This window comes from Pseudomonas wayambapalatensis (genome assembly GCF_049942315.1).
Classification (GTDB): Bacteria; Pseudomonadota; Gammaproteobacteria; order Pseudomonadales; family Pseudomonadaceae; genus Aquipseudomonas; species Aquipseudomonas wayambapalatensis.
Genome location: NZ_JBNFMU010000115.1, coordinates 1 through 9,592, shown reverse-complemented (window position 1 = coordinate 9,592; position 9,592 = coordinate 1). Strand labels below are relative to the sequence as shown.

The following is a 9,592-nucleotide window of genomic DNA, read 5'->3' as shown; positions in this document are numbered from 1 at the left end:
TTCGGCTGTGGTCTTCCGAAAGCGGGGGGGGGGCGGTGGGGGGGGGGTGTGGGCAGGAGAAGAGAAGGACACCCCCCCCCCCCCTTCCGCGCCCCCCCCCGCTCCCACGGAATTCCTCGCTGTCAGTGGGTGACGGTTTCCAGTTCTTGTTCGCTCGGCTGCTGTTGCGCCACTGCCTTGCGCATCTGCTCGCATCCCCACAGCACCCGCTCGGGTGTCGCCGGGGCGTCGATGTGCGGCTGCACGCGATAGTCGGCGAGGCTCGCCACCGCATCCTTGATCGCGCACCAGGCGGCGATGCCGAGCATGAACGGCGGCTCGCCCACGGCCTTGGAGTGGAACACCGTGTCCTCGGGGTTCTTGCGGTTCTCCACCAGTTTCACGCGCAGGTCCAGGGGCATGTCGGCCACCGCCGGAATCTTGTAGCTGGCCGGGCCGTTGGTCATCAGCTTGCCCTTGGCGTTCCACACCAGTTCCTCGGTGGTCAGCCAGCCCATGCCCTGGATGAAGCCGCCCTCCACCTGGCCGATGTCGATCGCCGGGTTCAGCGAGTCGCCCACATCGTGCAGGATGTCGGCGCGCAGCATCTTGTACTCGCCGGTCAGGGTGTCGACGATCACTTCGACGCAGGCGGCGCCAAAGGCGTAGTAGTAGAACGGTCGGCCGCGCGCCTGGCTGCGGTCGTAGAAGATCTTCGGCGTGCGGTAGAAGCCCGTGCTCGACAGCGACACCTGGGCGAAGTAGGCCTGCTGCACCAGTTGCTCGAAGCTCAGCAACTGGTCGCGCACGCGCACGTGGCCGTTGCGGAACTCGACATCTTCCTCGGTGACCTGATAGTGCCGGGCGGCGAACTCGGTCAGGCGTTTCTTGAGGATCTCGGCCGCATTCTGCGCCGCCTTGCCGTTCAGGTCGGCGCCGCTGGACGCTGCTGTCGGCGAGGTGTTGGGCACCTTGTCGGTGTTGGTGGCGGTGATCTGGATGCGGTTGAAGTCGACCTGGAACACTTGCGCCACCACCTGGGCGACCTTGGTGTTCAGGCCCTGGCCCATCTCGGTGCCGCCGTGGTTGAGGTGGATGCTGCCGTCGGTATAGATGTGGATCAAGGCGCCTGCCTGGTTGAGGAAGGTGGCCGTGAACGAGATGCCGAATTTCACCGGGGTCAGGGCCAGGCCTTTCTTCAGTACCGGGCTGTGTTCGTTGAAGTGGCGGATCGACTTGCGTCGCTCGGCATAGTCGCTGCTGGCCTCCAGGTCGGCGGTCATTTCCTCGAGCAGGTTGTGCTCGACGGTCTGGTAGTAGTGGGTGACGTTGCGTTCGGTCTTGCCGTAGTAGTTGGCTTTTCGCACCGCCAGTGGGTCGAGCGCCAGGTGGCGGGCGATGTGGTCCATCACCTGCTCGATGGCGACCATCCCCTGCGGGCCGCCGAAGCCGCGGTAGGCGGTGTTCGACGCGGTATTGGTCTTGCAGCGGTGGCCGTTTACCGTGGCATCGCCCAGGTAGTAGGCGTTGTCGGAGTGGAACATGGCGCGGTCGACGATCGAGCCGGACAGGTCCGGCGAATAACCGCAATTGCCGGCCAGGTCGAACTCGATGCCGTGCAGGCGGCCTGTGTCGTCGAAGCCGACGTCGTACTCGACATAGAACGGGTGGCGCTTGCCGGTCATGGTCATGTCCTCGACCCGTGGCAGGCGCATCTTGGTCGGCTGCCCGGTGAGGCGCGCGATCACGGCGCACAGGCATGCCGGGCTGGCCGCCTGGGTTTCCTTGCCACCAAAACCGCCGCCCATGCGGCGCATGTCCAGCACCACCTTGTTCATCGGTACGTCGAGCACTTCGGCGACCAGCTTCTGCACCTCGGTGGGGTTTTGCGTCGAGCAGTAGACGATCATGCCGCCGTCTTCGGTGGGCATCACCGAGGAAATCTGGGTTTCCAGGTAGAAGTGCTCCTGGCCGCCGATGTGCAGGGTGCCCTGCAGGCGATGCGGGGCACTGGCCAGGGCCTTGGCCGAGTCACCGCGCTGGTGGGTATGGCTGTCGAGCACGAAATGCTTCTTGCGCAAGGCTTCGACCACATCGAGCACCGGTTCCAGGTCCTCATATTCGACGATGGCCGCCATGGCGGCGCGACGTGCGGTGTCCAGGTCACGGGCAGCGACGGCGAGCACCGGCTGGCCGAAGAACTCGACCTTGTCGATGGCCAGCAGCGGATCGCCCGCGACCACCGGGCCGATATCCTTGAGCCCTGGAATGTCCTCGTGAGTGATGGCGATGCGCACGCCTTCGAACTGGTAGCAGGGGGTCGTATCGATGCGCAGGATGCGCGCGTGCGCACGGTCGGCGGTGCGCGCATAGACGTGCAACTGGTTGGGGAATTCCAGGCGGTCGTCGATGTACACCGCCTCGCCCGACACGTGCTTGTCGGCGCTGTCGTGCTTGACGCTGCGCCCGACCCCGGTGGTCAGGTCCTGGCTGAACAGTTCGGCCATCTCGGCCTGGCTCTTGACGGCGTGATGGTTAGACATAAGCGGTCACCCGGGTCTCGATGTATGGCGATTGCTGTTCGATGAAGTACTTGCGCAGCAGGTTCTGCGCGGTCAGCAGGCGGTATTCCTTGCTGGCGCGAAAATCCGTCAGCGGGCTGAAGTCTTCGGCCAGTGCCTGGCAGGCGCGCTCGATGCTCGCCTGGTTCCAGGGCTTGCCAAGCAGCGCCGCCTCGCAGGCACGGGCACGCTTGGGGATCGCTGCCATGCCGCCGAAGGCGATGCGCACGCCACCGACCACGCCGTTCTCGATGTTCAGGTTGAACGCTGCGCAGACCGCAGAAATGTCATCGTCCAGGCGCTTGGACACCTTGTAGGCGCGGAACGTCCACTCGTTGCTGGCGCGCGGCACCAGGATCTTCTCGATGAACTCGCTGTCCTGGCGGGCCGTGATGCGGTAGTCGATGAAATAGTCTTCCAGCGCCAGGGTGCGCTGGCGATCGCCCTGGCGCAGGACGATCTGTGCGTTCAGGGCGATCAGCAGGGGCGGCGAGTCGCCGATCGGCGAGGCGTTGCCGATGTTGCCGCCCAGGGTGCCCTGGTTGCGGATCTGCAGCGAGGCGAAGCGGTGCAGCAGGGCACCGAAGTCGGGATATTCCTCGTTCAGCGCGCCATAGCAGTCGGTGAGCGGGGTGGCGGCGCCGATTTCCAGGTGGCTGCTGGTCTTGTCGATGCGCTTGAGCTCGGCGACATGGCCGACATAGATCATCACGGGCAGGGTCTTGTGGAACTGGGTGACTTCCAGTGCCAGGTCGGTGCCGCCGGCGAGCAGGCGTGCTTCGGGGTGCGAACTGTACAGGTCGGCCAGGTCGGCGACGGTCAGCGGGACCAGGCAGCGCTTGTCGCCACTGTTGAGCTCGCCGGTCTGCTGCGGGGCGATGGCCTTGAGGCGGGCGATGGTCTGCGCCTGCTGCGCGTCGAACTGGTCCTGGCAGGGGCGGGCGCAACTCTGCTCGGCGGCATCGAGGATCGGCCGGTAGCCGGTGCAGCGGCACAGGTTGCCGGCCAGGGCTTCCTGGGCCTGGTGCAGGTCGTGGCCGCTGCTGTTCTTCTGCAGGGCGAACAGCGACATGACGAAGCCAGGGGTGCAGAAGCCGCATTGCGAGCCGTGGCAGTCGGCCATGGCCTTTTGCACGCTGTGCAGCTCGCCCTGGTGCTTGAGGCCCTCGACACTGATCAGTTGCTTGCCGTGCAAGGAGGAAACGAACGTCAGGCAAGAGTTGAGGCTGCGATAACGCAGGGCCGGCTGGCCCAGGTCATCCTGGGTCAGTTCGCCCACGACCACGGTGCAGGCGCCGCAGTCGCCGCTGGCGCAGCCTTCCTTGGTGCCGGGTTTGCCCAGGTGCTCGCGCAGGTACTGCAGCACCGTCATGTTCGGGTCCAGGGCGTGCTCGTTGCGCAGCTCCTGGTTGACGAGAAACTGGATCACGGGGAAGGCCTCGTAATGGTTTTATTGTTGTTGGGCGGACTCTAAGCAAGGGCTGACCTTGAGGTCAATATTTTTCTGACTCAAAGGTCAAGATTTTACCCGCGCCGGGTTCTGGCCACCCAACCCTGCCTTTTTACAAGCATAGATCGCGCCGGGCACTGCGACTGACTGACAGGTCGCACAAAGCCTCGTGTGCCGCTGCGCGCAAGCCCGGCGAGTGCGCTACAATCGCGCCTTTGTGCCCTGTTTTCGATTCCGAAGGAAAATCATGACGTTCAAGGCGCCGGACAGCCTCTCCGAGCAAATTGCCCACTACCTGGCCGAGCGGATCATCCGCGGCGAGCTCGCACCCGGCGAGCGCATCCAGGAGCAGAAGGTCACCCAGGCCCTGAATGTCAGTCGCGGCTCGGTACGCGAGGCGCTGCTGATACTTGAACGTCGTCATCTGGTGGCGATCCTGCCGCGCCGTGGTGCCCATGTCACCGAACTCGACGAGCACAGTGTGCGCAGCCTGTGCAGCCTCATGGGCGAGCTGTACATCCTGCTGGGCAACGCCGTCGCCCAGCAGTGGCGCAGCGAGACCGACCTGCTGCCGTTCCTGGAGATCCAGCAGCGCCTGCACGAGGCCCGCAGTAACCTGGACATCAAGGCGTTCGTCGCCGAAAGTTTCGCCGTCATGCGCGCCGCCTTCCCCTTCGCAGCCAACCCTTACCTGCAGGAGACCGTGGAGAACCTGCAGCCGGCCATGAGCCGCGCCTACTACCTGGCACTGGATCAGCGCCAGGCCAGCATGGACGATTACCTCGACCTGTTCGCCCGCCTGCTGGAGGCGGTGCTGCTGCGCGACCTGCCGCGTATCCGCGAGGTGCTGATCGCCTATTGTCAACGCAGCTGCGAGCTGGTGTTGGCCGCGCTGGTGCGGGCCTGACCGATGCGCCTCAAGTGCATTCGCCTGGCCGGGTTCAAGTCGTTCGTCGACCCCACCACGGTCAATTTCCCCAGCAACATGGCGGCGGTGGTCGGGCCCAACGGCTGCGGCAAATCCAACATCATCGATGCCGTACGCTGGGTGATGGGCGAAAGCTCGGCGAAGAACCTGCGTGGCGAGTCGATGACCGACGTCATCTTCAACGGCTCCTCCGGGCGCAAGCCGGTGAGCCAGGCGAGCATCGAGCTGGTGTTCGACAACAGCGACAGCACCCTGGTCGGTGAATACGCCGCCTATGCCGAGATCTCCATCCGTCGCAAGGTGACCCGCGACGCGCAGAACACCTACTACCTCAACGGCACCAAGTGCCGCCGCCGTGATATCACCGATATCTTCCTGGGCACCGGCCTTGGCCCGCGCAGTTACTCGATCATCGAACAGGGCATGATCTCCAAGCTGATCGAGGCCAAGCCCGAGGAGCTGCGCAACTTCATCGAGGAAGCGGCGGGCATCTCCAAGTACAAGGAGCGGCGCCGCGAGACCGAGAACCGCATCCGCCGCACCCAGGAGAACCTGGCGCGCCTGACCGACCTGCGCGAAGAGCTGGAGCGCCAGCTCGAACGCCTGCATCGCCAGGCCCAGGCCGCCGAGAAATACCGCGAATACAAGGCCCAGGAGCGCCAACTCAAGGCGCGCTTGTCGGCACTGCGCTGGCGTGCACTGGATGAGCGCGTGCGTCAGCGCGAAAGCATCATCGGTGACCAGGAGGTGGCCTTCGAGGCGCTGGTGGCCGAGCAGCGCAACGCCGATGCCAGCATCGAACGCCTGCGCGACGGGCACCATGAGCTGTCCGAACGCTTCAACCAGGTGCAGGGGCGCTTCTATTCCGTAGCGGGCGATATCGCCCGGGTCGAGCAGAGCATCCAGCACGGCCAGCAGCGTCTGCGCCAGTTGCAGGATGATCTCAAGGAAGCCGAGCGCACGCGCCTGGAAACAGAGTCGCACCTGGGCCACGACCGCACCTTGCTGGCGACCCTGGCCGAGGATCTGGCGATGCTCGAGCCCGAGCAGGAAATGACCCTCGCCGCTGCCGAAGAGTCCGCTGCGACGCTTGAAGAGGCTGAGCTGGGCATGCATGGCTGGCAGGCCCAGTGGGATGATTTCAACACCCGCTCCGCCGAGCCGCGGCGTCAGGCCGAGGTCCAGCAGGCACGCCTGCAGCAACTGGAGGGCAGCCTGGAGCGTCTGGCCGAGCGCCAGCGCAAGCTGAGTGAAGAGAACCAGCAACTGGGCGCCGATCCCCAGGACGCCGCCATGCTCGAACTGTCGGAGCGGGTGGCGGGCAGCGAGTTGCAGCTCGAAGCGTTGCAGTTGCAGGAACAGCAGGTGGTCGAGCGGCTTGAGGCTGTGCGCGAGCAACTGCAGCAGGCGACCCAGGCCCAGCAGCAACAGCAGGGTGAATTGCAGCGCCTGGGCGGGCGTCTGGCATCACTGGAGGCCCTGCAGCAAGCGGCTCTCGAACCCGGCAGTGGCGCGGCTGAATGGCTGCAGGGGCAGGGCTTGGGCAGCCGTCCGCGCCTGGCTGAAGGGCTGCGTGTGGAGCCCGGCTGGGAGCTGGCGGTGGAGACCGTACTGGGTGCCGACCTGCAGGCGGTGCTGGTGGACGATTTTGCTGCACTTGATTTTGCCGCCCTGGAGCAGGGCGACCTGCGCCTGCTGCAGGCGAGCGGCGAGGGTGCGCGCCTGCCCGGCAGCCTGCTGGACAAGGTCGACGGACGCATCGATCTGGCACCCTGGCTCGGCCAGGTCAAGCCGGTCGAATCCCTGGAGCAGGCCCTGGCCCTGCGCGCCACGCTTGGAGAGGGACACAGCCTGGTCAGCCGCGATGGCTACTGGGTCGGTCGGCATTTCCTGCGAGTCAGCCGTGGTGGCGAGTCCCAGGGCGGTGTTTTGGCGCGCGGGCAGGAGATCGAGCGCCTCGGCCACGAGCAACTCGAGCACGAGGCATTGCTCGAACAGCTCACGCAGCAACTGGAAAGCCTTCGCGAGCAACAGCTCGACCAGGAAGAACAGCGCGAGCAACTGCGTCGCCGCAGCCAGGACGAAAGTCGCCAGCTTGGCGAACTGAAGGCGAGCCTGTCTGCCGGGCGTGCTCGTGCCGAGCAGTTGGAGTTGCGCCGTCGTCGCCTGCAGGAAGAACTGGCCGAACTCCAGGAGCAACGCGCCCTGGAGCATGAGCAACTGGGCGAAGCACGCCTGGTGCTGCAGGAAGCCCTGGACCTCATGGCCCAGGACACCGAGCAGCGCGAACAGTTGATGGCCCGTCGCGACACCCTGCGCGAAACCCTCGACCGCGTCCGCCAGGAGGCCCGTCAGCACAAGGACCACGCCCACCAGTTGGCAGTGCGCCTGGGTTCCCTGCGTGCCCAGCACGACTCCACGCGCCAGGCCCTGGAGCGTCTTGAGCAGCAGGCCGCGCGTCTGAGCGAGCGCCAGGAGCAGTTGAGCCTCAACCTCGAAGAGGGCGAGGCGCCGCTGGAAGAGTTGCGTCTGAAGCTCGAAGAGCTGCTCGAGCGGCGCATGAGTGTCGACGAGGAAATGCGCCAGGCGCGCCTGCACATGGACGAGGCCGATCGCGAGCTGCGCGACGTCGAAAAGCGCCGTGCCCAGGCTGAACAGCAGGCCCAGTTGTTGCGCGGGCAACTGGAGCAGTCACGCCTGGAGTCCCAGGGCCTGGATGTGCGGCGCAAGACCCTGCAAGAGCAACTGCTTGCCGACGGTTACGACCTGCAGGGTGTGCTCGCCACGCTCGAGCCCGAGGCCAGCGAGCAGGGGACCGAGCAGGAGTTGGAGCAGACCGAAGCGCGGATCCAGCGCCTGGGCGCGATCAACCTGGCGGCAATCGAGGAGTACGAGCAGCAGTCCGAGCGCAAGCGCTATCTCGATGCCCAGAACGCTGACCTGGTCGAGGCGCTGGAGACGCTCGAGAACGTCATCCGCAAGATCGACAAGGAAACCCGAAACCGTTTCAAGGATACCTTTGATCAGATAAACGCCGGATTGCAGGCACTTTTCCCAAAAGTTTTCGGTGGCGGCAGCGCTTATCTGGAACTGACGGGCGAAGATCTACTCGATACAGGGGTGACGATCATGGCGCGCCCGCCGGGCAAGAAGAACAGCACCATCCATTTGCTGTCCGGCGGCGAGAAGGCACTGACCGCATTGGCGCTGGTGTTCGCCATCTTCAAGCTGAACCCGGCACCGTTCTGCATGCTCGACGAAGTCGATGCGCCGCTGGACGATGCCAACGTCGGGCGTTACGCCCGGTTGGTGAAGGAAATGAGCGAGACCGTGCAGTTCATCTACATTACGCATAACAAGATTGCCATGGAAATGGCCGATCAATTGATGGGGGTCACCATGCATGAGCCCGGTTGTTCACGTCTTGTTGCAGTTGATGTGGAGGAGGCCATGGCCATGGTTGACGCCTGATGCGCGAAGATTGGGCGATATCTGTAGGCAAATGCGCCTTGCATGTGCGACAGACGGTGTAAAGTTGTCTTTGGTCGTGCTAGCTTAATGTCACTCGTTTTTTGCGTGGGTAAAACGCCTGTCAGAACATAGAGTTGGCGCCACGTGTTAAAGGGCTTTGAAGCCTTTGTTTTCAAGCATATTTTTATAGAGGCACGGGATTACATGGAAATCGGTCTGCGCGAGTGGCTGATCGTCATCGGCATCATTGTCATCGCCGGTATTCTTTTCGACGGCTGGCGCCGCATGCGCGGCGGCAAGGGCAAGTTGAAGTTCCGCCTGGATCGTAGCTATTCCAACCTCCCGGACGACGAGGGCAGTGCCGAGGTGCTTGGCCCTGCGCGCGTCCTGGACACGCACAAAGAGCCGGAGCTGGACGAAACCGACCTGCCGTCGATGAGCGCTCCGGCCCGGGAACGCGAGCGCGAGCCAAAGCCGGCCAAGGCGCCCAAGCGTGGCAAGCGTGCTGCTGCCGAGTCGCAGCAGGGCGACCTGAACCTGGTCGCTGAACCGCGCGAGCCGGACCTGTTCGCCGACAGCGATGACGACTTCAGTGCCGACAACAACCGCAACAGCGGTTTCGCCACGAGCAACAACGCCGCCAAGGAGTTGCCTCCGGTCGAAGAGGTGCTGGTGATCAGCGTCATCTCCCGTGACGAAGGTGGCTTCAAGGGCCCGGCGTTGCTGCAGAACATCCTGGAAAGCGGCCTGCGTTTCGGCGAGATGGACATCTTCCATCGCCACGAGAGCATGGCCGGTCACGGCGAGGTGCTGTTCTCCATGGCCAACGCGGTCAAGCCAGGCATATTCGACCTGGATGACATCGACCATTTCAGCACCCGTGCGGTCAGCTTCTTCCTTGGCCTGCCCGGCCCACGTCATCCGAAGCAGGCCTTCGACGTGATGGTTGCCGCCGCGCGCAAGCTGGCCCATGAGCTCGACGGTGAGCTCAAGGATGACCAGCGCAGCGTACTGACCGCGCAGACCATCGAGCACTACCGCCAGCGTATCGTCGAGTTCGAGCGCCGTGCGCTGACCCAGAAGCGCTGATAGATCCAGACTCAAGAGCAGCCCATGGGGATTGCTGGTCGGTTCGGCAGATGTCGTTGCCTGTGCCGGCCCCATTGCCGGACAAGCCGGACGCCGCACCGCCGCTCCCACAGA

5 protein-coding genes are annotated in these 9,592 nt (G+C 64.5%); 3 read left to right on the top strand and 2 right to left on the bottom strand.

Going from position 1 to position 9,592, the window contains the following annotated elements; all coding sequences use genetic code 11:
- Positions 1–122 precede the first annotated feature (122 nt).
- Together xdhB and xdhA are read right to left on the bottom strand one after the other, a co-directional pair.
- Positions 123–2,522, bottom strand: coding sequence for a xanthine dehydrogenase molybdopterin binding subunit (gene xdhB / locus ACPZMI_RS06070; RefSeq protein ID WP_186719792.1), 2,400 nt, complete (start codon positions 2,520–2,522; stop codon positions 123–125).
- Positions 2,515–3,969, bottom strand: a complete 1,455-nt coding sequence (xdhA, locus tag ACPZMI_RS06065) for a xanthine dehydrogenase small subunit (protein ID WP_186719791.1) — start codon at positions 3,967–3,969, stop codon at positions 2,515–2,517. Before xdhA ends, xdhB begins: the two co-directional genes overlap by 8 nt.
- 268 nt (positions 3,970–4,237) lie before the next feature.
- Here xdhA and ACPZMI_RS06060 point away from each other — a divergent pair, with 268 nt between their 5' ends.
- The 3 genes from ACPZMI_RS06060 to zipA all read left to right on the top strand — a co-directional run bounded on the left by ACPZMI_RS06060 (position 4,238) and on the right by zipA (position 9,478).
- Entirely contained in the window at positions 4,238–4,897 is a 660-nt protein-coding gene (locus ACPZMI_RS06060; protein WP_186711743.1) for a GntR family transcriptional regulator, read from the top strand.
- A 3-nt stretch (positions 4,898–4,900) separates the two neighbouring features.
- Positions 4,901–8,389, top strand: a complete 3,489-nt coding sequence (gene smc / locus ACPZMI_RS06055; RefSeq protein WP_426351866.1) for a chromosome segregation protein SMC — start codon at positions 4,901–4,903, stop codon at positions 8,387–8,389.
- 204 nt (positions 8,390–8,593) lie between these two features.
- Positions 8,594–9,478 carry a cell division protein ZipA gene (zipA, locus tag ACPZMI_RS06050; RefSeq protein WP_054893632.1) on the top strand — a complete coding sequence of 295 codons (885 nt, stop codon included), beginning with the start codon at positions 8,594–8,596 and terminating at the stop codon, positions 9,476–9,478.
- The last annotated feature ends 114 nt before the right edge of the window (positions 9,479–9,592 follow it).

Coding starts and splice junctions, on each gene's coding strand:
- xdhB (WP_186719792.1), bottom strand. CDS start 2,522: ATGTCTAACCATCACGCCGTCAAGAGCCAGGCCGAGATGGCCGAACTG.
- ACPZMI_RS06060 (WP_186711743.1), top strand. CDS start 4,238: ATGACGTTCAAGGCGCCGGACAGCCTCTCCGAGCAAATTGCCCACTAC.
- smc (WP_426351866.1), top strand. CDS start 4,901: ATGCGCCTCAAGTGCATTCGCCTGGCCGGGTTCAAGTCGTTCGTCGAC.
- zipA (WP_054893632.1), top strand. CDS start 8,594: ATGGAAATCGGTCTGCGCGAGTGGCTGATCGTCATCGGCATCATTGTC.